General features: G+C 67.3%; 20 protein-coding genes. 9 read left to right on the top strand and 11 right to left on the bottom strand.

The window, feature by feature from the left end:
• Positions 1 to 109: 109 nt before the first annotated feature.
• Both QVG61_RS04375 and QVG61_RS04370 read right to left on the bottom strand, forming a co-directional pair.
• Positions 110 to 688: a hypothetical protein gene (locus tag QVG61_RS04375; RefSeq protein WP_289932117.1), complete on the bottom strand. Its 579-nt coding sequence runs from the start codon at positions 686 to 688 to the stop codon at positions 110 to 112.
• 387 nt (positions 689 to 1075) lie between these two features.
• Positions 1076 to 1822, bottom strand: coding sequence for an oxidoreductase (locus tag QVG61_RS04370; RefSeq protein WP_289932116.1), 747 nt, complete (start codon positions 1820 to 1822; stop codon positions 1076 to 1078).
• A gap of 74 nt (positions 1823 to 1896) precedes the next feature.
• On the opposite strand from QVG61_RS04370, the gene QVG61_RS04365 reads away from it, so the two are divergent.
• On the top strand, positions 1897 to 2253 hold the full coding sequence (locus QVG61_RS04365; RefSeq protein WP_289932115.1) for an SET domain-containing protein: 357 nt from the start codon (positions 1897 to 1899) through the stop codon (positions 2251 to 2253).
• 481 nt (positions 2254 to 2734) lie between these two features.
• Here QVG61_RS04365 and QVG61_RS04360 read toward each other — a convergent pair whose 3' ends face one another.
• Positions 2735 to 4207, bottom strand: coding sequence for an HDOD domain-containing protein (locus QVG61_RS04360; RefSeq protein ID WP_289932113.1), 1473 nt, complete (start codon positions 4205 to 4207; stop codon positions 2735 to 2737).
• Between the two features lie 171 nt (positions 4208 to 4378).
• Here QVG61_RS04360 and QVG61_RS04355 point away from each other — a divergent pair, with 171 nt between their 5' ends.
• Positions 4379 to 4684, top strand: a complete 306-nt coding sequence (locus tag QVG61_RS04355) for an antibiotic biosynthesis monooxygenase (protein ID WP_289932112.1) — start codon at positions 4379 to 4381, stop codon at positions 4682 to 4684.
• Complete coding sequence (locus QVG61_RS04350) at positions 4681 to 5868, top strand: iron-containing alcohol dehydrogenase (RefSeq protein WP_289932111.1); 1188 nt, start codon at positions 4681 to 4683, stop codon at positions 5866 to 5868. The genes QVG61_RS04355 and QVG61_RS04350 overlap by 4 nt, the downstream gene beginning before the upstream one ends.
• A 278-nt stretch (positions 5869 to 6146) precedes the next feature.
• Here QVG61_RS04350 and QVG61_RS04345 read toward each other — a convergent pair whose 3' ends face one another.
• Together QVG61_RS04345 and QVG61_RS04340 are read right to left on the bottom strand one after the other, a co-directional pair.
• On the bottom strand, positions 6147 to 6617 hold the full coding sequence (locus QVG61_RS04345; RefSeq protein ID WP_289932110.1) for an Rrf2 family transcriptional regulator: 471 nt from the start codon (positions 6615 to 6617) through the stop codon (positions 6147 to 6149).
• 436 nt (positions 6618 to 7053) lie between these two features.
• On the bottom strand, positions 7054 to 7566 hold the full coding sequence (locus QVG61_RS04340; protein ID WP_289932109.1) for a DUF1249 domain-containing protein: 513 nt from the start codon (positions 7564 to 7566) through the stop codon (positions 7054 to 7056).
• Positions 7567 to 7728: 162 nt separating this feature from the next.
• Between QVG61_RS04340 and QVG61_RS04335 the strand changes: the two genes are divergently transcribed.
• From QVG61_RS04335 to QVG61_RS04325, 3 genes are all read left to right on the top strand, one after another.
• Positions 7729 to 9360, top strand: a complete 1632-nt coding sequence (locus QVG61_RS04335; RefSeq protein ID WP_289932108.1) for an alpha-D-glucose phosphate-specific phosphoglucomutase — start codon at positions 7729 to 7731, stop codon at positions 9358 to 9360.
• Between the two features lie 87 nt (positions 9361 to 9447).
• A complete protein-coding gene (locus QVG61_RS04330; RefSeq protein ID WP_289932107.1) occupies positions 9448 to 10263 on the top strand; it encodes a sulfurtransferase in 816 nt (271 codons plus the stop codon).
• Between the two features lie 127 nt (positions 10264 to 10390).
• Positions 10391 to 11236 (top strand): DMT family transporter, encoded by an 846-nt coding sequence (locus QVG61_RS04325; RefSeq protein ID WP_289932106.1) that lies wholly within the window; start codon positions 10391 to 10393, stop codon positions 11234 to 11236.
• A gap of 491 nt (positions 11237 to 11727) precedes the next feature.
• On the opposite strand, the gene orn is transcribed toward QVG61_RS04325, so the two are convergent.
• Positions 11728 to 12282, bottom strand: coding sequence for an oligoribonuclease (gene orn / locus QVG61_RS04320; RefSeq protein ID WP_289932105.1), 555 nt, complete (start codon positions 12280 to 12282; stop codon positions 11728 to 11730).
• Positions 12283 to 12477: 195 nt separating this feature from the next.
• On the opposite strand from orn, the gene QVG61_RS04315 reads away from it, so the two are divergent.
• The 3 genes from QVG61_RS04315 to rsgA are packed head-to-tail and all read left to right on the top strand — an operon-like array spanning position 12478 to position 14965.
• Entirely contained in the window at positions 12478 to 13722 is a 1245-nt protein-coding gene (locus QVG61_RS04315; protein WP_289932104.1) for a M48 family metallopeptidase, read from the top strand.
• 20 nt (positions 13723 to 13742) lie between these two features.
• The gene (locus tag QVG61_RS04310; RefSeq protein ID WP_289932103.1) at positions 13743 to 14018 is read left to right on the top strand and encodes a cytochrome c; all 276 of its coding nucleotides are present in this window, start codon (positions 13743 to 13745) and stop codon (positions 14016 to 14018) included.
• Positions 14018 to 14965 (top strand): small ribosomal subunit biogenesis GTPase RsgA, encoded by a 948-nt coding sequence (gene rsgA / locus QVG61_RS04305; RefSeq protein ID WP_289932102.1) that lies wholly within the window; start codon positions 14018 to 14020, stop codon positions 14963 to 14965. The genes QVG61_RS04310 and rsgA overlap by 1 nt, the downstream gene beginning before the upstream one ends.
• Before the next feature lie 418 nt (positions 14966 to 15383).
• On the opposite strand, the gene QVG61_RS04300 is transcribed toward rsgA, so the two are convergent.
• The 5 genes from QVG61_RS04300 to dnaX all read right to left on the bottom strand — a co-directional run bounded on the left by QVG61_RS04300 (position 15384) and on the right by dnaX (position 18729).
• On the bottom strand, positions 15384 to 15728 hold the full coding sequence (locus tag QVG61_RS04300; RefSeq protein WP_289932101.1) for a histidine triad nucleotide-binding protein: 345 nt from the start codon (positions 15726 to 15728) through the stop codon (positions 15384 to 15386).
• A 75-nt stretch (positions 15729 to 15803) separates the two neighbouring features.
• Positions 15804 to 16133 carry a hypothetical protein gene (locus QVG61_RS04295; protein WP_289932100.1) on the bottom strand — a complete coding sequence of 110 codons (330 nt, stop codon included), beginning with the start codon at positions 16131 to 16133 and terminating at the stop codon, positions 15804 to 15806.
• 35 nt (positions 16134 to 16168) lie between these two features.
• The gene (gene recR, locus QVG61_RS04290) at positions 16169 to 16765 is read right to left on the bottom strand and encodes a recombination mediator RecR (RefSeq protein WP_289932099.1); all 597 of its coding nucleotides are present in this window, start codon (positions 16763 to 16765) and stop codon (positions 16169 to 16171) included.
• Positions 16766 to 16799: 34 nt separating this feature from the next.
• Positions 16800 to 17123: a YbaB/EbfC family nucleoid-associated protein gene (locus QVG61_RS04285; RefSeq protein WP_289932098.1), complete on the bottom strand. Its 324-nt coding sequence runs from the start codon at positions 17121 to 17123 to the stop codon at positions 16800 to 16802.
• A gap of 25 nt (positions 17124 to 17148) precedes the next feature.
• The gene (gene dnaX / locus QVG61_RS04280; RefSeq protein ID WP_289932097.1) at positions 17149 to 18729 is read right to left on the bottom strand and encodes a DNA polymerase III subunit gamma/tau; all 1581 of its coding nucleotides are present in this window, start codon (positions 18727 to 18729) and stop codon (positions 17149 to 17151) included.
• Between the last annotated feature and the right edge of the window lie 69 nt (positions 18730 to 18798).

Here is an 18798-nt window from a genome sequence, read left to right as displayed (position 1 = left end):
ACCGGCTCCGCGTTGCGGCACTTGACAAGGGAATGACCCTTGCGCTGCGCGCCGCGCCTTGATCCAGCGCATCCCTGGAGCCCTGAACATGACATACATTGTCGCCGGGTTAATAGTAGGACTTGCGCAGCTTGTCCAGTTCCTTGCGGTAACGCTCACCGTCGCCGTAATCCGTGAACAGCGGATAACGGGCATGGACATCGCGTATCTTGCGCGCATGCTTGATCGGGCACCAGTACTGCTCGGTGCGCGCCGCCACCTCGCGCAGGTAGGCCGCCACCCCATTGCCATAGCTGCAATAGCCACAGTTCAGCCGCTCGATGGCGTTGAGATAGGGCAGATGGACGCGATCGAAGGCCAGGTAATCGCTGCGCCGCACCTTGGGAATACCGTAGATGGGGAAGCAGACGGCCTGATAGAGCGTGATCCAGAGATCCATCAGTACGAAGGGGATGATCAGCGAATAGATCAGTGGTGCGGTCAGAACCACCGCCAGCCGCGCCTCGCGCAGGTAACGCAGCAGGCCGGCCCGGAAGGCACGCTGCCGTTCCAGCATCTCCGCCTCGAAGACGATCCGCCGGCCCGTGATCTCGAAGCGCAGATCCTCACGCCGCCGGTTGATCTCCGCCTCGAGTTCCTCCTGCAGGCGGCGCATGCGCTCCAGCAGGGCTTGCACGGTGTCGTTCATCTGTCTGTCTCCTCGTATGTGGAAAGGCCTTCTGCTGCGCCCATGCGGCAGGGATCGCAACCATACCAGCCCGCATATTGCACGAAGGCAGCCTTGAAAGCGTAATTTTTCCGGTATTTATTCACTAGTGTCCGGAATAACTTGAAATCAGCGATTGTTCGCATGTAACTAGCAGATTTCTAAGCGGCAGAATTCTGGCTTGGCTTCCAAGTCGGTGACACCTATTCGAGTCGACTTTATGCTCGATATGCAGCATGAAATCGTTCACTAGGCCGATTTTTCCGGACAGCTGTGGTATTTATTAATATCAAGGCAGTGATTCCCCATGCGAGCAATTGTGCCCTGTTACGGTTTGTGCCTATTCGCGCAATATGCGGGCCAGCCGACTCAGCCCAGACGGCGGATGCGATAGCGCAACCGACAGCGACTGCGCCGGGTGTCGAGCAGCGGTTCACGTTGCAGGTTGGCGCGCAGCCGGCGGCTGTCGGCCGGGCGGCGCAGGAAGACGCCGACCCGGTTCTCCTCCAAAGGGGTGTACAGTTCGAACAGGCGCTGGAAACGCGCCGCCACACGCCGGTCCTGCAGCGGCGCTGACGCCAGCAGCTCGCTGCGGCTGCAGAAATTCATCACCAGCACCCCGTTGCGCCGCAGCCGGCGCAACAGCAGGCGCAACCACTCGCCATCGGCGCGCACCGCGCGCACCGGCTCGCCGTGCGCCTCGCCGAACAGGTCGTCGACGATCATGTCGAAGAGTGGCCCCTGGTAGTCACGCAACCAGGCCACGGCATCGGCCCGCAGCAACTGCAGGCCATCGCCACCCAGGCCGAAGTAGCGACGCGCCAGGCGCAGATGCACGGCGTCCAGCTCGATGCCAGTGATCGACTCGGGTGCAATGAAACGCTGCAACTGGCGCAGCACGGCTCCACCGCCGACGCCCAGCACCAGCACCCGGCGGATCAGCCGCGGCTCGAAGAAGGCCGGCAGCATGAGCAGATCCCAGACCCCGCCGGTCACCGGCTGGCGGGGATTGAACTGACTGTGGAACACCCCGTTGGTGTACAGGCGGCGGCTGTGGCCCGCGGCACGTACCTCGTAGTGCACGCCCTTGATGTCCCCCGACCAGAGTATCGCCATGCCTCTGCGCCCCTCGCTTCGTCACTGCAGAGGGAGCATGGCATAATGCAGGCTTTCCAATCCAGAGAGATGCGATGCGTTTCCTGAAGAAGCACACCCGACAACGGCTGATGGCCCGCCCCGCCCTGCTGAAGAAGGCGGTCTATGCCGCGCCTTCCCGCATCCATGGCAAGGGCCTCTTCGCCCGCCACGGTTTTCCCGAGGGCAGCTACATCGGCACCTATCGTGGTTTCCACAGCCAGGGCGACGGCAAGTACGTGCTCTGGACCCAGCTGGATGACAAGCGTCCCCGCGGCCGTCGTGCCACCAACCTGCTGCGCTACCTCAATCACTCCTCGCAACCGAACGCGGAATTCGACGGTTACGATCTCTATGCCCTGCGCGCCATCGAGCCGGGCGAGGAGATCACCATCGACTACGAGGGCGCCTGAGCCGCGCCAGCGGGGCATGGCGGCTCCAGCCCGGATATTGCATCAGGACCGCGGATGATGGCGTGGCTGGACCCGCCGGGGATCGCGGCCTGGAGGCCGCTCCTACGGGGCAAGGCGGCACCATGTGTTGTAGGAGCGGCCTCCAGGCCGCGATCGGCGCGGTGTTGAGTCTGCCGGGGTTAGGCAATCGTAGCGAGCATGGCGGGAGAGCGGGCACAAATTTTCACGATTTCAAGGCGCATTGTGGGACTACGCAACGAGAAGTCGGGGGGTATTTGGGCCTCCCTCCCACCCGCGCAGTAGATCAGCCCTAAGTCCGACAGGCTGCTAGCCCGGATATTGCATCAGGACCGCGGATGATGGCGTGGCTGGACACACCGGGATCGTGGCCCGGAGGCCGCTCCTACGAGGCAAGGCGGCACCATGTGTTGTAGGAGCGGCCTCCAGGCCGCGATTGGATGAGGTTTACAGGCCCTGGGAATTAGCGGCGTGAATAGGCCAGCGCCATGTTGGCCTGCTGCCCGAAGTGGCGGAAGGCGGCGTAGTCGTCCTCGCCCAGATCGCGCCGGCTGGGCAGGCGGTCAGCATAGAACAGGCCGATGGCCTTGCCGTTGACCACGATTGGCATGCTGAAGAACGGTGCGCCGCCGCTGACCGCGGTTACCTCCGGCGTCACCAGCCCCAGCAGACGGGGATCGGCCTGGGGATGGATCCACAGCGGCTCGCGGCTGTCCAGCACATGGAAGAAGGCGTGGGCCTTCACCGGCGAGATCTCGAAATTGAAACCCCGGCTCAACGTCTCGTGCTCCCGCCCCAGCGCATAACGCGCCCGCAGGCGCGAGCGGTCGGCGGTGAGCAGCGCGAACAGGGCCCGGTCCATGCCCACGCCCCGATGCAGGCCTTCCAGCACCATCTCCAGCATCAGGTTGATGTCGAAGCGCCCCTCGACCAGGCTGGCCAGTTCGCGCAGGATGCCGAGCTGCAGGGCGGGGTCCGGCATGGGTAAGGGTGAGGCCTCGACCTCGGCGGTCGCAGCCGCCAGCCGGCCGCCGCCCTCCCGGGCCGGCAGCGGGATCAGCTCCATGGCGGAACCGGCCCCGAAACAGGCGGCGACGCGGGCCGCCTGGCTGGCGTTGTCGTGGACCAGCGACTTCACCTCGGCGAGCGGCAGATAGAGGTTCTCGGCAATACGTCCCAGCAGGCGCTCCATCTCCGGCGACTCCCAGCCCGCTTCGGCCTGTTCCGCCAGCTCATGGGCCACCAGCACGTTGCCAACCCGCGGGTCGTCGTCGGCCTTGTCCTCCAGGGTGTGCAGCAACAGCTCACCCAGGCGCCACTGGCGTGACAGCCCCAGGCTGAGCTCGGAAAACTCGAACCCCAGCAGTTCCCGGCTGACCTGATCGGTATCGACGGCGGGCCGTGAGAGGGCCTGATCGAGCGCCTTGGCAAGCGGGGTATCGAGGCTCCAGAAGGCCAGTTGTCCCAGCTTGCACAGCAGGGTGGCGATGAACACCTCTTCCGGGGACTCGTCACCGCGCCGCTCGGCAAAGGATCGGGCCTGGACCGCGGCATGGAAACAGCGCGCCATGTGCTCTGCCAGGCGTGCCTTCTGCGCACCCCTGGCCACCGACTCGACCACGGCGATGGACAGGCAGAGACTGCGCACGGTATCGAAACCGAGCATCACCACGGCCCGTGACACCGTACTGATACGCTTGCCGGCCAGGTTGTAGAGCGGGCTGTTGGCGATACGCAGCAAGCGGGCGGTCATGGCCGCATCCTGCAGCACCACCCGCGCCAGTTCCGAGGCGGAACTCTCGCCATCGGAGGCCACGCCCGAGATCTGCTCGATGGTACGGGCGAACACCGGCATGCCGCGCTCGCCGATCACCTCCACCCACTCGGCGAGATTGCGCGGCGTCTTCTCCGCCGTCACCGCCGTTTCCTCCACCATCGTCGCTCCCTCGGCAGCCGCCACCCGTGTCGTCCTCCTGTCAGGGCCGCACGAGGGCGCGGCCATCTCTCAGGTTGTCGGTTGCGGCCCGGGCATCTTGAACGCCGCCGGCGGCTTGCATTGCGGAAACAGGCGGGTAGGCTGTCGGCAAACAGCAATGAGGACATCCCCATGTACACCACCCTGGTCCATGTCCATGTCAAACCGGAACAGCTCGAGGCCTTCATCGACGCCACCCGCGCCAACCACCTGGCCTCGGTGGAGGAGCCGGGCAACCTGCGCTTCGACCTGCTGCAGTCGGCCGAGGATCCGACCCGCTTCGTGCTCTACGAAGCCTATGCCAGCGAGGCCGACGCCGCTGCCCACAAGCAGACTGCCCACTATCTGCGCTGGCGCGAGCAGGTGGCCGGGTGGATGGCCGAGCCACGTCGCGGCGACCGCTATCACGGCCTGCTGCCAGAGACCGGCCCGGCATGAGCCTGTCCTTCTCCATCGCCCGCCTGCCACGCATCGAGTTCGGCGCCGGCTGCCTGAGCCGGCTGCCGGCCATCGCCGCCGGCCTCGGCCGCCGTGTGCTGCTGGTCACCGGCGGCCGCTCGCTGGAGCGGCATCCGGCCTGGCCGCGCCTGCAGGCCGGCCTGGAGGACGCCGGGCTGCAGATCCAGCGGCTGCGCATCGAGGGCGAACCCTCGCCACAGCAGGTCGATGCGGCGGTACGCGACTTCGCCGGCGCGGACATCGAGCTGGTGATCGGCATCGGCGGCGGCAGCGTGCTGGACGGGGCCAAGGCGATCGCCGGGCTGCTCAGGGTCGGCCGCTCGGTGATGGACTATCTGGAAGGGGTCGGCCCCGAGCTGGACTACCAGGGACCGGCCGTGCCCTTCATCGCCGTACCCACCACGGCCGGCACCGGCAGCGAGGCCACCAAGAACGCCGTGCTCAGCGTGATCGGCGAGCAGGGCTTCAAGAAGTCCTTCCGCGACGAACGGCTGGTACCGGCCTGGGCAGTGGTCGATCCGGAGCTGCTGGCCGGCTGTCCGCCGGCGTTGATCGCCGCCAACGGCATGGACGCCCTCACCCAGCTGATGGAATCCTACGTCTCGCTGCGCGCCAACCCGATGACCGATGCCCTGGCGGTGAGCGGCCTGCGCGCCCTGCGCGGCGCCCTGCTGACCTGGTACGAACAGGGCGCAGCGGCCCGCGAGGCCCAGGCGGCCATGGCCTATGCCGCCCTGCAGTCCGGCATCACCCTGGCCCAGACCGGGCTCGGCTCGGTACACGGCCTGGCCTCGCCGCTGGGTGCCTTCTTCCCCATCCCCCACGGGGTGGCCTGCGGCACCCTGCTGGCCACCGCCACGGCGGTCAATATCCGCGCCCTGAGTGAGCGGCAGCCGGACGCCCCGGCCCTGGCGCGCTACGCCCGGCTGGGGGAGATCCTCTCGGCACGGCGTATCCGCGAACCGGAAGTGGCACGGGAGGCGCTGCTGAAACGGCTGGAGGACTGGACCCGGCGCCTGGACCTGCCCCGGCTGTCGGCCTATGGAGTGAAAGAGGAAAACATTCCCCGCATCGTCGCCCACAGCCGGGGCAGCAGTATGCGCACCAACCCCGTCGAGCTGAGCGACGCGGAGATCGCGGCCATCCTGCAGGCACGGTTGTAACCCGCCTACCCCGGATATTGCACCAAGGCGGCCCGCATGATCGGCGTGCAGGCTGGTATACAAGGCCAGGAGGCTCGCAAATAGGCCCTCGTGGCGGAGTACACTTTGCGCCTGTTCGATAGACTCCGGGCATCCTGCCCTTCGAGCCAGCCTTGCGGCTGTTCAAGATCGCTCCCCGCGATTTTGTCAGAACGAATCGGGCTGCAGACCTTGGGGCAACAGGCGGGGTATGACAGAGACGGATGGTGGCGGCGCTGTAGCAGCGAGCCACCCCGGGTTCAGTTGAAACAGACGGGGTTCTCTTCCCGCAGCACCTCCCGCGGCTGGCTCTCGGGCGTGTCGCGCTCGGCTGCCAGTTCCAGGAAAGTGGCCAGATTGATGCTGTCGAGGTACTCGAAGATCTGGTCCGAGAGTCGGCTCCAGAGTTCATGGGTGAGGCAGCGCTCGCCGTTCTGACAGTCCTCACGACCGTTGCACAGGGTGCTGTCCATGCGTTCGTCCACCGCCAGGATGATGGCCGCGATCGAGATCTCGCTGCTGGGCTTGGCCAGGCGGTAGCCGCCGCCCGGGCCACGCATGCCTTTGACCAGCCCACTGCGCCGCAGCTTGGCAAACAGCTGCTCCAGGTAGGAAAGGGAGATACCCTGGCAATTGGAGATCTCCGCGAGAGTCACGGGCCTCTCCTGGTCGTGGATGGCCAGATCGATCATGGCCGTGACTGCATAACGTCCCTTTGTCGATAACCGCATCGTCGATCCCTCCTGCGCGATGCCACCCGGCACGGCGTGGTTCCTGATCCGTTCTGTTTAGAATTTAGAATAATCTTATACGTATCTTGAGCGGATTAGTCAACTATAGCCGGACAGGGTGGCAGACCCTGACAGCATCCTTAGGGCCTGTTAACACTATCCCAATGGGCTCTGTTGCGCCTGAAAAAGCGCCAATCAAGGCGCGAGGAGAGAGGTTTGGTGACTCCAAATGAACGACGAGCAACGCGGAGTGGCGCTTTTTCAGGCGCAACCCGGAGGGCTGGGGCTCTTTTTCCGCCCAGCGGCGTTATCATTCGCTCATGTAGACTGACTACATTTCGCTCATTCTGCCTTGCTGGACGGAAAAAGAGTCCCAGCAGAACCCATTGGGATAGTGTTAACAGGCCCTAGGGTAGTTATAGACCAGAACAGGGGATCAGTCGCGGCCGAACTCGGCCATCAGGGCGTCCCAGGACGGGACCCCGCACAGCGCCTTGCCCGGCACCTGGAACCGGTGCCCCTGGCGCAGGCAGTAACCGAGCCATTTCTGCAGGAAGCGGTTCATGCGCCACTTGTCGTCGAGGCTGCAGGCACGGCGGTTGCGGTCGTATTCGGCCTCCCGCCGGCCGCGGCGCCGGCCACAGCTCAGCACCTCGGCCAGGCGGGCATCGTGATAGATGCGGATGCGGATGTCCGGCGCCGGGAAACTGCCCTGCTCGTCCTCGAACAGGTAGGTCAGCACCAGGGTGGTGGTATAGGGGCTGCGCTCCAGCACCCGCAGGTGCAGGTCCAGTGCCTGGTCGACCCGCGACAGGGTACGCTCGTCGATCCGCTGCAGATCCGGGATCAGCTGGCGCAGGCGGATGTAGTTGCACTCGTAGATGGCCATCAGCTCGGCCAGGTCGTGCACCTGTCTGCGCTGGAGTCTTTTTCCGCTCTCGATCAGCATCGCTCGATGATAGCACAAGGCCTTTGCGGTTCCGGGGCGTGCAAAACGCCACCACATTGCTCAGAATAGCCGGGGCGCCCATTGCGCCATCCTGTCACAGGCTATCGACCGATCGGCGCCGGCCTTCACCCGCACCCGAAAAAAACCACGACGAGCCTCAGCATGCAGATCAAGGAAATCGCCACCCGTCCCTTCGACGACCAGCGTCCCGGCACCTCCGGGCTGCGCAAGAAGGTCAGCGTCTTCCAGCAACCGCACTACCTGGAAAACTTCGTGCAGTCGATCTTCGACAGCCTCGACGGCCTGAGCGGGGCCACCCTGGTGCTGGGCGGCGACGGCCGCTACCACAACCGCCAGGCCATCCAGGTAATCCTGCGCATGGCGGCGGCCAACGGCGTCGGCCGGGTGCTGGTCGGGCGCGACGGCCTGCTCTCTACCCCGGCGGCCTCCTGCGTGATCCGCAAGCACGGCACCCTGGGGGGGATCATCCTCTCCGCCAGCCACAACCCGGCCGGGCCAGAGGGCGACTTCGGCATCAAGTACAACACCGCCAACGGCGGCCCGGCACCGGAGGCGGTCACCGAGGCCATCTACCGGCGCAGCCGCGAGATCGAACGTTACCGGATTCTCGAGACGGCCGACCTCGACCTGTCCCGCGACGGCCGGCAGACGCTCGGCGAGATGCAGGTCGAGGTCATCGACCCGGTCGCCGACTATGCCGGGCTGATGGAATCGCTGTTCGACTTCGAGGCCATCCGCCGCCTCCTCGCCGGCGGCTTCCGGCTGCGCTTCGATGCCATGCACGCCGTCACCGGCCCCTACGCGGAGGAGATCCTCCAGCAGCGCCTGGGGGCACCGGCCGGGAGCCTGCTCCACGCCACGCCGCTGGAGGATTTCGGCGGCGGCCACCCCGACCCCAACCTGACCTACGCCAGCGAACTGGTCGAGATCATGTACGGCGAGGACGCCCCGGACTTCGGCGCCGCCTCGGACGGTGACGGCGACCGCAACATGATCCTCGGCCGGCGCTTCTTCGTCACCCCCAGCGACAGCCTGGCACTGCTCGCCGCCAATGCCCGGCTGACTCCGGGCTACCGCGACGGCCTGAAGGGCATCGCCCGTTCCATGCCCACCAGCCAGGCCGCCGACCGGGTGGCGGAGAAGCTCGGCATCCCGGCCTATGAGACGCCAACCGGCTGGAAGTTCTTCGGCAACCTGCTGGACGCCGGCCTGGCCACCCTGTGCGGCGAGGAGAGCTTTGGCACAGGCTCCGACCACGTGCGCGAGAAGGACGGCCTCTGGGCCGTGCTCTTCTGGCTCAACATCCTGGCAGCGCGCGGCGAACCGCTGGAGACCATCGTCCGCGCCCACTGGCGCGAATTCGGCCGCAACTACTATTCCCGCCACGACTACGAAGGGGTGGCCACCGAAGCGGCCCAGGGGCTGATGGACGCCCTGCGCAAGCGCCTGCCGGACCTGCCCGGCCGTACCCTGGGCGGACACCGGGTCGACTACGCCGACGACTTCAGCTACACCGACCCGGTCGACGGCAGCCTGAGCCGCGGCCAAGGGCTGCGCATCGGCTTCAGCGACGGGGCGCGCATCGTCTTCCGCCTCTCCGGCACCGGTACCGAAGGCGCCACCCTGCGCGTCTATCTGGAACGCTACGAGGCGGATCCGGCACGCCAGGATCAGGACGCCCAGAGCGCACTGGCCGGGCTGATCCGGCTGGCCGACGAACTGGCCGGCATCCGCGAACGCACCGGTCGTGAACGCCCCACCGTCATCACCTGAGCGCCTCCCGGCCCTGCCCCGCTTCGGGTAGAATGGCCGCCCCGGTCCGGCCTGCCGGACCTGACCCACAACCACGGCGGACATCCCATGGCGAGCCTACCCATCCTTCTCGATCCGGCCCGGCTGGAAGAGCACCTCGGCGACAGTGGCCTGCTGGTGGTCGACCTCAGCCGCGCCGAACACTATGCCCGCCACCATGTGCCGGGGGCCGTGCATCTCGACTATGCACGGCTCATCGCCAGCCGCCAACCGGTGATGGGACTGCTGCCGCCGGCCGCCGCCCTGGCGACCCTGTTCGGCGAGCTCGGCATCACCCCGGACACCCATGTGGTGGCCTGTGACGACGAGGGCGGCGGCAAGGCCGGCCGTCTGCTGTGGACCCTCGATGCCATGGGCCACGGCGCCTGGTCGCTGCTCGACGGCGGGCTGCACGCCTGGGCCGCCGAGGGCCATCCGCTGGACAGCCAGCCGGTCGAACCCCGCCCCGCCGCCCCCTATCCGGTCCAGGAGAACCCGGCGGTGATCGCCACTGCCGAGGAACTGCTGCAGCGCCTCGGCGATCCGCAACTCGGCCTGCTCGATGCGCGCAGCGAGGCGGAATACATCGGCGCCAAGGCCTTCGCCGCCCGTGCCGGCCACATCCCGGGCGCAGTAAACTTCGAGTGGACCGAGGCCATGCAACGGCACAACAACCTGCGCCTGCGGCCGCTGGAGGAGCTGCGCGCCGAACTCGCCGGACTGGGCCTGACCCCGGACCGCGAGATCGTCAGCTACTGCCAGACCCACCACCGATCCTCGCACAGCTATGTGATGCTGAAGGCGCTGGGCTACGAGCGCATCAAGGGCTATCCCGGCTCCTGGTCCGACTGGGGCAACCGCAGCGACACGCCGATCGAGACCTGAGCCCGGCAGCCTGTCGGACTCAGGCGATCGGAGCGAGCATGGTGGGAGCGCAGGCACGAATGGTCACGATTTCGAGGCGCACGGTGGACCCAGGCAACGGGAAGGCGGCGACAGTTGACCCCCCCCCATGCACAGGGACCACCCGGCGCTCGGTGGTCTGCTGACCCTCCTCGCCTCGCTGATGTTCGCCTCCCTGGGCGCGGTGATCCGCAGCCTGTCGACGGAGCTGTCCACCGAGCCGATCGTCTTCTTCCGCAACCTCTTCGGGCTGCTGATACTGCTGCCGGTCCTCTGGCAGCAGGGTTTTCCCAGCCTGCGCACCCGGCGCCCCGGCCTGCACCTGCTGCGCAGCCTGGCCGGGCTGGCAGCCATGTACTGCTTCTTCTATGCCCTCGGTCAGCTGCGCTTGGCCGAGGCGGTACTGCTCAATTTCAGTGCCCCCCTGTTCATCCCGCTGATCGCCGCCCTCTGGCTCGGCGAGCGCACCACCCGACCGGTGGCGATCGCCATCTCCATCGGCTTCCTCGGCATCCTGCTGATTCTCAAACCGGGGATCGGCCTGTTCTCACCCGCCGCCTACATCGGCCTCGCCTCCGGCGTGTTCGCCGCCCTGGCCATGGTCTCGCTGCGGCGCATCACCAGCACCGAGCCGGCGACCCGGGTGGTGTTCTACTACGGCGTGGTCTGTACCCTGGTCTCCGCCGTACCCATGCTCTGGGCCTGGCAGACGCCGGATGCCGGCCAGCTGCTGAGACTGGCCGCCACCGGCCTGTTCGCCACCGCCGGCCAGCTGCTGCTGACCCGCGGCTACGCCCTGGCCCCGGCCGCCCAGGTCGGCCCCTTCACCTACACGGCCGTGGTCTTCGCCGGCCTCTATGGCTGGTTCTTCTGGCAGGAGATGCCGGATCTGCTGTCACTGGCCGGCGCCGGGCTGGTGATCGGCGCCGGGGTGCTGGCGATCCGCCGCAGCTGACGGCAGCAGGGTGTCCTCGTCTCGCTAGGGCGTGGCTGGACCCGCCGGGGATCGCGGCCGGGAGGCCGCTCCTACGGGGCATGGCGGCACAATGGTAGGAGCGGCCTCCAGGCCGCGATTGCCTAAATCCGACAGGCTGCTAGCCCGGATATTGCACCAAGGCGGCCCCTATGATCGGAGTGCAGGCTGGTATACAAGGCCAGGAGGCTCGCAAATAGGCCCTCGTGGCGGGGTACGGTTTGTGCCTATTCGATTTCAGGACGAATCCTTCGTGCAATATGCGGGCTAACGGCGGCAAGGTGTCCTCGTCTCGCGAGTCCCGCATCGTGCACCGAGGCGGTCCCTGTGATCTGAATACAGTGCCATACTGTTCCGCTGCATCACACGCCGGGGATCGCGGCCGGGAGGCCGCTCCTACGGGGGCATGGCGGCACAATGGTAGGAGCGGCCTCCAGGCCGCGATCCCCCATCTACTGTCCACGACTTACTGCCTACGACGGCGGCAGGCGCAACAGGTGTTCGCGGTAGAAGCGCAGCTCGGCGATCGATTCGCGGATATCCTCCAGCGCCAGGTGCACGGCCTTCTTGGTGAATTTCTCGGCCAGCCCCGGTGCCCAGCGGGCGGCCAGCTCCTTGAGGGTGCTGACGTCGAGGTTGCGGTAATGGAAATAGGCCTCCAGCCGGGGCATGCAGCGGGCCAGGAAACGGCGGTCCTGGCAGATACTGTTGCCACACATGGGCGAAGCCCGCTCCGGCACCCACTGGCGCAGGAATTCCAGGGTCTGACGCTCGGCCTCGGCTTCGTCGACCCGGCTCTGGCGGACACGTTCGATCAGCCCGGACTGGCCGTGGTGGGTCGTGTTCCACTCGTCCATGCCGTCCAGCACGCTCTCCGGCTGGTGAACGGCGAGCACCGGCCCCTCGGCGAGGATGTTCAGCTCGGCGTCGGTAACAATGGTGGCGATCTCGATGATGCTGTCGGTCTGCGTATCCAGGCCGGTCATCTCCAGGTCGATCCAGATCAGGTTGCTGGCATTGGCGGGCATGGCTCGGGATATCTCCGCGTCTCGCTAAGGATGCGCGGCAATGTACCGCAATCGGACCGGGCTGGCGAATCCACCAAAGCATTTGGGGATTTCGTGGCCATCCCGGCCGGGTAACGGACAGGATGGCCCACTGGCATCGGCAAGCCGATGTGTGACAATATCGCCCGGCCGATGACGGCAGCCCGAGCAGACCCCATGAACATCGTCACCGAGATCTTCCTTGCCCTGCTGGCCGGCGCCACTGCGCTGCAGCTCTGGCTGCAACAGCGCCAGATCAGCCACGTGCGCCGGCACCGCGACCAGGTGCCGCCGGCCTTCGCCGCCGCCATCCCGCTGGAGGCACACCGGAAGGCCGCCGACTACACCCTGGCCAAGACCCGGCTGGGACAGCTAGAGACCCTGTACGAGACCGGCCTGCTGCTGCTCTGGACACTGGGCGGCGGCCTCGACTGGCTCGACGGCCTGTGGCGTACACTGGGCTGGGGGCCACTGGCCACCGGCGTGGCGGTACTGCTCAGCGCCTTCCTGCTGATGGCCCTGCTGGAGCTGCCCTTCTCCCTCTGGCATACCTTCGTCCTCGAGCAGCGCTTCGGCTTCAACCGCACCACGCCGCGCACCTTCCTCGGCGACCTGCTCAAGCAGGCGCTGCTGATGCTGCTGCTGGGCGCACCCCTGCTGGCCCTGGTGCTCTGGTTGATGCAGGCGGCCGGTGCCGCCTGGTGGCTCTACGTCTGGCTGGTGTGGATGGGTTTTACCCTGCTCATGCTCTGGGCCTATCCGGCCTTCATCGCGCCACTGTTCAACAAGTTCACGCCTCTCGACGACGAGCGCCTGCGCAGCCGCATCGAAGCCCTGCTGGCCCGCTGCGGCTTCACCAGCCGCGGCATCTTCGTCATGGACGGCTCACGCCGTTCCGGCCACGGCAACGCCTATTTCACCGGTCTCGGCCGCAACAAGCGCATCGTCTTCTTCGACACCCTGCTCGATTCACTCTCGCCCGAGGAGGTGGAGGCGGTACTGGCCCACGAGCTCGGCCACTTCCGCCGGCACCATGTGCGCAAGCGCATGATCGCCATGGCCCTGCTCAGCCTGGCGGGACTGGCCACCCTTGGCTGGCTGATCGAACAACCGGCCTTCTTCCACGGCCTGGGCATCAGCCAGCCCTCGACCTACATGGGCCTGTTGCTGTTCCTGATGCTCAGCCCGCTGCTCGGGGTGTTCCTGCAACCACTGATGAGCCGGCTGTCGCGCCGCCACGAGTACGAGGCCGACGACTACGCCGCGCACCACGCCAGTGCCCGGGATCTGATCCAGGCACTGGTCAAGCTGTACCGGGAGAACGCCAGCACCCTGACCCCGGACCCGCTGTACTCGGCCTTTCACGATTCGCATCCCCCGGCCCCCCTGCGCGTGGCCCATCTGCAACGCCACGCCACCTGAGCCCAAGGAGACAAGCCAGCATGCGTAACGCCCTCATCCCCATCCTTCTGTTGCTGCTGACGGCCACGGCACCGGCCACCGCCGCCGATCCGGAAGCCGGCCGCAGCCTGCACGACGCCCACTGCCTGCGCTGCCATGACGACGGCGTCTACCGGCGCAGCGAACGCCGGGTGGAGGACCTCGACGGCCTGCACAGGCAGGTCCGCCGCTGTGAGCAGAGTCTCGGCCTGCGCTGGTTCGACAACCAGTTGGAGGACGTGGTGCAGTACCTCAACAAGCGCTACTACCGCTTCTGATGGGCCACAGCCGTGGCCACCCCCGCCGGGCCGATCACCCGCCGGCCGAGCTGCGCGAGGGCCGGGTGGTACAGCACCATGGCGCCACGGTGATCGTCGAGGATACGGACGGAGGACTGTTCAACTGCAACATCCGCAAGCGGGTGGGCCGGGTGGTCTGCGGCGACCGGGTCCGCTGGCAGCCGACCGCCGAGGGCCAGGGCGTGGTGGTGGAGCTGCTGCCGCGGCACGGCCTGCTGACCCGCCCCGACCCGCGCGGCGGCGCCCGGCCGCTGGCTGCCAACATCGACCAGATCTTCGTCGTCTGTGCCCCCGAGCCACCACTCAGCGAGGCCCTGATCGACCGCTATCTGGTGGCCGCCGAACTCGCCGGCTGCGCGGCACTGATCCTGGTCAACAAGTCGGACCTGCTGGATGCGGCGGCGCGCGAGGCATTGCGGGAACGGCTGGCCGAATTCGAGGCCATCGGCTATCCGCTGCTGTTCGTCAACAGCCGCTCGGCCGAGGGGCTGGCGCCGCTGCGTGCCCACACCCCGGGACGCACCAGCATCCTGGTCGGCCAGTCCGGGGTCGGCAAGTCCTCGCTGGTCAACGCCCTGCTGCCGGACCAGGCGGTGCGGGTCGGCGCCCTGTCCGCGGCCAGCGGCCTCGGCCGCCACACCACCTCCGACACCACCCTCTACCACCTGCCGGACGGTGGCGACCTGATCGACTCCCCCGGCGTGCGTGACTTCCACCTCTGGCACATCGACCGCAGCGAACTGGCACGCGGCTTCCGCGAATTCACGCCCTTCCTCGGCCAGTGCCGCTTCCACAACTGCCGCCACATCAACGAACCGGGCTGCGCCATCGAACAGGCCGTCGAGTCAGGACGGATCAGCCCCCGCCGGCTGCAGAGCTACCGACAGATCTACGCCCAGCTGGAGGAGGCAGAAACGCGCTTTTGAGCGCGAAGCTGGGGATTAGAAGCTAGAAGCTAGAAGCTAGAAGCTAGAAGCTAGAAGCTGGAAGCTGGAAGCTGGAAGTTAGAAGGGCGGGCAACTCCTGGCTCCTGGCTCCTGGCTCCTGGCTCCTGGCTCCTGGCTCCTGGCTCCTGGCTCCTGGCTCCTGGCTCCTGGCTCCTGGCTCCTGGCTCCTGGCTCCTGGCTCCTGGCTCCTGGCTCCTGGCTCCTGGCTCCTGGCTCCTGGCTCCTGGCTCCTGGCTCCTGGCTCCTGGCTCCTGGCTCCTGGCTCCTGGCTCCTGGCTCCTGGCTCCTGGATTCTGGATTCTGGATTCTGGATTCTGGATTCTGGATTCTGGATTCTATAGCAGCATTTCGCGCCGCATCGCGGCCTGGAGGCCGCTCCTACCCTCTGGCTTCTGACTCAGCCCGGCGGCCAGCCCAGCGGCCGCCCGCCCAGCAGGTGCATGTGCAGGTGGAACACTGCCTGGCCGGCCTCGGCGTTGCAGTTGAAGACGGTACGGTAACCGCGTTCGGCGATGCCTTCCTCCGCGGCGATCTGCTTCGCCGCCAGGAACAGCCGGCCAACCAGGGGGGCCTGCTCCGGCTGCAGGTCGTTGAGGGTGGCGATATGGGTCTTGGGAATGATCAGCACATGGACCGGTGCCTGGGGATTGATGTCGCGGAAGGCCAGGATCTCGTCGTCCTCGTAGACCACATCCGGCTGGATCTCGCCGCTGGCCATCTTGCAGAACAGGCAGTCAGACATGCTTCTTCTCCCGGGGCTGTGGAACGGCCCCCATTTCACCGCAAAGCCGCGGCCGACGCAAAGGCTGGAGGGGACTCAGACGAAGTAGTCGACGCTGGCCGCGCGCCCCGGCTGGATGCGCTCGGCGGTATGGGCCTGATAGGCCGCGGTGGCCCGCCGGCCCTGGCCTGCGCCGGCTGCCCCGTCGAACAGCCGGCCGCGCAGGTAGTCGCGGGTGGCGGGGGTCTCGCGCCGGCCGCGCTCCAGCACCTCGCCCTGGATCACCTGCTCCACGGTGACCCGTGGCCGGGCCGCGGCCCGTGTCTCGACCACCGGCTCCACCCGCAGCACGGTCTCGCGGCGCTCCGCCCGCAGGGCGGGGGGCTGGGCGGGATTGCCGTAGTGTGAGAGCCGCGAAATATCCATGCAGAGCGTCCCTGGGCGTGGCGTCGAAGGCGGGGTCAGAGTTCCCGGCGGCCCGCGAAGGCGTGCGCCAGGGTTCCACCGTCGATATATTCTAGTTCACCACCCAGGGGGACGCCATGCGCCAGGCGGGTACTGCGGATGCCGCGGCCGCGGGCCAGCTCGGCGATGTAGTGGGCGGTGGCCTCACCCTCCACCGTGGGATTGGTGGCGAGGATCAGCTCACGCACCTCGCCGCCGTCGAGCCGGGCCGCCAGGCGGTCCAGGCCCAGCTCGTCGGGACCGATGCCGTCCAGCGGCGAGAGGTGCCCCATGAGCACGAAATACAGACCGCGAAAACCGGTCGCCTGCTCGATCAACCGGACGTCGGCCGGGGTCTCGACGATGCACAGCAGGCTGCGGTCACGTCCGCTGTTGCTGCAGATGGCGCAGCGTGCCTCCTCGGTGAGGGTACGGCAGTCGCTGCAATGCCCCACCCGTTCCATGGCCTCGTCCAGGGCACCGGCCAGACGGCGTCCGCCCTCGCGGTCGCGCTCCAGCAGGTGAAAGGCCATGCGCTGGGCCGACTTGGGCCCGACCCCGGGCAGACAGCGCAGGGCCTCGATCAGGCGTTCGATGGCGGAAGACTGGGACACGCGGCGCCGGCCGGGTTCGTTGCCTGACGGCGGCTCAGAACGGCAGCTTCATGCCCGGCGGCAGATTGAGGCCGGCGGTCAAGCCGGCCATCTTCTCCTGGGCCATGGCCTCGGCCTTGTGCAGGGCGTCGTTGCAGGCCGCGGCGATCAGGTCCTCCAGCATCTCCTTGTCGTCACCCAGCAGACTGTCGTCGATGCTCACCCGGCGCACCTCGTGACGGCCGTTCATCACCACGCTGACCATGCCGCCACCCGACTGGCCGGTGACTTCCATCTCCGCCAGTTCCTCCTGGGCCTTCTGCATGTTGGCCTGCATCTGCTGGGCCTGCTTCATCAGGTTGCCTAGACCGCCTTTCATGGTGTGACCTCTCGTGTGCTATGCGCTAATCGATGGGCTGAATGGTATCGGTTTGCACCCGCGCGTTGAAGGTCTCCTCCAACGCGTGGATGGTCTCGTCGTTCTCGATCGCCTGGCGTGCCGCCGCCTGCCGTTCGCTCGCCTCACGCGCCGCCCGTTGTGCCGGCGTCTCCTCGCCGGGGGCCTCGGAACGGATCTCCAGGCGGATCTCCCGGCCCAGATGACGGCCGAGCGCCTCGGCCAGTTTCCTCTCCAGGCTGGCACCGAGCAGATGGGCATGGGCGGGATCGAGCAACAGCTCCACCCGATCGCCTTCGCGGCCGGCCAGGGTACAGTTCTCCGCCAGCTGGCGCACCATGCCGCGCAGCTGCATGGCCTCGATCAGCGCCGGCCAGTCGCCGCCGGCGGCGGCCGCTGCCGGCGCCGCCGAGGGCGCAGCCGGCGCGGCGAACGACGCGGCAGCGGCCCCGGACCTGGCAGGTGCCGGAACCGCGCCCTGGGGCGCAGGCGCCGCGCCGCTCACGGCCGGCCGGAAGGCCAGCATGCGCAGCAGCACCATCTCCAGCCCGCCGCGCGGATCCGGCGCCAGCGGCAGGTCACGGCGGCCGATCAGGCCGATCTGATAGTAGAGCTGCACGTCCTCACGACCGAGCAGGGCGGCCAGTTCCAGCACCTGCTCGCGGTCACCCTCGCTGTCGTCCACCGCTTCCGGCAGCAACTGGGCCACGGCAATGCGCTGCAGCAGCGACAGCAGCTCGGCCAGCACGGCGGCATAGTCCGGCGCCCGCTCGGCCAGCGCCGCCACCGTGCGCAGCAGTGCCGCGGCGTCGGCGGCCGCCAGCGCCCGCAGCAGCTCGTAGACCTGGCCGCGTTCGATGGAGCCGAGCATGGCCCGCACCTCGGCCTCGCGGATACTGCCGCCGCCGTAGGCGATGGCCTGGTCGAGCAGGCTGAGGGCATCGCGCATGCTGCCGTCGGCGGCGCGCGCCAGCTCGGCCAGCGCCGCCGGCTCCGCCTCGATGGACTCACGGCCCAGCACCTCGGCCAGGTGGTCGCGAATCGCCTGCGGCGGCAGGCGCTTGAGATTGAACTGCAGGCAGCGGGAGAGAATGGTCACCGGCAGCTTCTGCGGATCGGTGGTGGCGAGCAGGAACTTGACGTGCGGCGGCGGCTCTTCCAGCGTTTTCAGCAGGGCGTTGAAACTGTGGTTGGAGAACATGTGCACCTCGTCGATGAGGTACACCTTGAAGCGGCCGCGGGTCGGGGCGTACTGCACGTTCTCCAGCAGCTCGCGGGTCTCGTCGACCTTGGTGCGCGAGGCGGCATCGACCTCGATCAGGTCGACGAAACGGCCCTCGTCGATCTCGGTGCAGGCGCTGCACCGGCCACAGGGTTCGGAACCGACACCCTGCTCGCAATTGAGCGACTTGGCGAAGATCCGCGCGATGGTGGTCTTGCCCACGCCGCGGGTGCCGGTAAACAGATAGGCATGGTGCAGGCGGTCGTTGTCCAGGGCATTGACCAGGGCGCGCAGCACGTGCTCCTGCCCGACCATTTCATGGAAATTGCGGGGCCGCCATTTGCGCGCGAGAACCTGATAGGACATGCGAGATATCTGAAAGTCGATGGCCAGGGGCCGGCAGGGCCCGTATCACCCGCCTGGCATCCGGCAGAA

Source organism: Thiohalobacter sp. IOR34 (genome assembly GCF_030406045.1).
Classification (GTDB): domain Bacteria; phylum Pseudomonadota; class Gammaproteobacteria; order Thiohalobacterales; family Thiohalobacteraceae.
The sequence above is the reverse complement of the archived record's forward strand: the minus strand, read 5'-3'. Positions and strand labels throughout refer to the sequence as shown.

Excerpts from the sequence above, each read along its gene's own strand:
- QVG61_RS04375 (WP_289932117.1), bottom strand. The coding sequence starts at position 688 with ATGAACGACACCGTGCAAGCCCTGCTGGAGCGCATGCGCCGCCTGCAG.
- QVG61_RS04370 (WP_289932116.1), bottom strand. The coding sequence starts at position 1,822 with ATGGCGATACTCTGGTCGGGGGACATCAAGGGCGTGCACTACGAGGTA.
- QVG61_RS04365 (WP_289932115.1), top strand. The coding sequence starts at position 1,897 with ATGCGTTTCCTGAAGAAGCACACCCGACAACGGCTGATGGCCCGCCCC.
- QVG61_RS04360 (WP_289932113.1), bottom strand. The coding sequence starts at position 4,207 with ATGGTGGAGGAAACGGCGGTGACGGCGGAGAAGACGCCGCGCAATCTC.
- QVG61_RS04355 (WP_289932112.1), top strand. The coding sequence starts at position 4,379 with ATGTACACCACCCTGGTCCATGTCCATGTCAAACCGGAACAGCTCGAG.
- QVG61_RS04350 (WP_289932111.1), top strand. The coding sequence starts at position 4,681 with ATGAGCCTGTCCTTCTCCATCGCCCGCCTGCCACGCATCGAGTTCGGC.
- QVG61_RS04345 (WP_289932110.1), bottom strand. The coding sequence starts at position 6,617 with ATGCGGTTATCGACAAAGGGACGTTATGCAGTCACGGCCATGATCGAT.
- QVG61_RS04340 (WP_289932109.1), bottom strand. The coding sequence starts at position 7,566 with ATGCTGATCGAGAGCGGAAAAAGACTCCAGCGCAGACAGGTGCACGAC.
- QVG61_RS04335 (WP_289932108.1), top strand. The coding sequence starts at position 7,729 with ATGCAGATCAAGGAAATCGCCACCCGTCCCTTCGACGACCAGCGTCCC.
- QVG61_RS04330 (WP_289932107.1), top strand. The coding sequence starts at position 9,448 with ATGGCGAGCCTACCCATCCTTCTCGATCCGGCCCGGCTGGAAGAGCAC.
- QVG61_RS04325 (WP_289932106.1), top strand. The coding sequence starts at position 10,391 with ATGCACAGGGACCACCCGGCGCTCGGTGGTCTGCTGACCCTCCTCGCC.
- orn (WP_289932105.1), bottom strand. The coding sequence starts at position 12,282 with ATGCCCGCCAATGCCAGCAACCTGATCTGGATCGACCTGGAGATGACC.
- QVG61_RS04315 (WP_289932104.1), top strand. The coding sequence starts at position 12,478 with ATGAACATCGTCACCGAGATCTTCCTTGCCCTGCTGGCCGGCGCCACT.
- QVG61_RS04310 (WP_289932103.1), top strand. The coding sequence starts at position 13,743 with ATGCGTAACGCCCTCATCCCCATCCTTCTGTTGCTGCTGACGGCCACG.
- rsgA (WP_289932102.1), top strand. The coding sequence starts at position 14,018 with ATGGGCCACAGCCGTGGCCACCCCCGCCGGGCCGATCACCCGCCGGCC.
- QVG61_RS04300 (WP_289932101.1), bottom strand. The coding sequence starts at position 15,728 with ATGTCTGACTGCCTGTTCTGCAAGATGGCCAGCGGCGAGATCCAGCCG.
- QVG61_RS04295 (WP_289932100.1), bottom strand. The coding sequence starts at position 16,133 with ATGGATATTTCGCGGCTCTCACACTACGGCAATCCCGCCCAGCCCCCC.
- QVG61_RS04285 (WP_289932098.1), bottom strand. The coding sequence starts at position 17,123 with ATGAAAGGCGGTCTAGGCAACCTGATGAAGCAGGCCCAGCAGATGCAG.
- dnaX (WP_289932097.1), bottom strand. The coding sequence starts at position 18,729 with ATGTCCTATCAGGTTCTCGCGCGCAAATGGCGGCCCCGCAATTTCCAT.